General features: G+C 57.0%; 1 protein-coding gene and 1 pseudogene. One reads left to right on the forward strand and one right to left on the reverse strand.

Features of this window, described 5'->3' with window-relative positions; all coding sequences use genetic code 4:
• Positions 1–33: 33 nt before the first annotated feature.
• A complete protein-coding gene (locus tag C6B38_RS06845; RefSeq protein WP_105299081.1) occupies positions 34–402 on the forward strand; it encodes a DUF4870 domain-containing protein in 369 nt (122 codons plus the stop codon).
• A gap of 57 nt (positions 403–459) precedes the next feature.
• Here C6B38_RS06845 and C6B38_RS06850 read toward each other — a convergent pair.
• Positions 460–642, reverse strand: a pseudogene (locus C6B38_RS06850) (exodeoxyribonuclease III); the annotation flags it as partial.

Below are 642 nucleotides of genomic sequence, written 5' to 3' on the forward strand. Positions count from 1 at the left end.
TGATGGGCGCCAGTCTTCAGCAAGGAGAGCATCATGAGTGATGAGCAGCTACCCCAGCCCACCCCGAGCCATGAAGTTCGGCAATGGGCAATGTTTTGTCACTTGTCCGCCTTGCTGGGGATCTGGGTTCCATTCGGCACATTGATCGGGCCGCTGATTCTTTGGCAGATGAAGCGCGAGACCGACCCCTTCAGCGATGCACAGGGTAAGGAAGCGCTGAACTTGCAGCTGACTGTCGCTATCGCTTCGGCAGTCTGTTTCCTGCTGATGATCGTGATAATCGGGTTCTTTATGTTCGGCCTGCTGGCGATTGGTGCCCTGGTGTTGACCATCATCGGCGGAGTCAAGGCTGGAGAGGGAGTGCCATATCGGTACCCTTTCACCTGGCGCCTGATCAAATAGAGCGAGCACAAAAAAGCCGACTGTGATGTCGGCTTTTTTGTGGCTGTGAACGGACGCTTAGATGGTCAGAGTCCAGTCATAGTCCACGATCAACGGCGCATGCTGCGAAAAACGCGGCTGACGCGGCAAGCGTGCGCTGCGGACAAAACGGCGCAGGCCGGGAGTCAGCAACTGATAGTCGAAGCGCGAGCCCAGGTTGAGCATCTCGGCCTGTTCGTTGTCCGGCCACCAGCTGTACTG

The organism is Spiroplasma sp. ChiS, assembly GCF_002968355.1.
Classification (GTDB): Bacteria; Bacillota_I; Bacilli_A; order Mycoplasmatales; family Mycoplasmataceae; genus Spiroplasma; species Spiroplasma citri.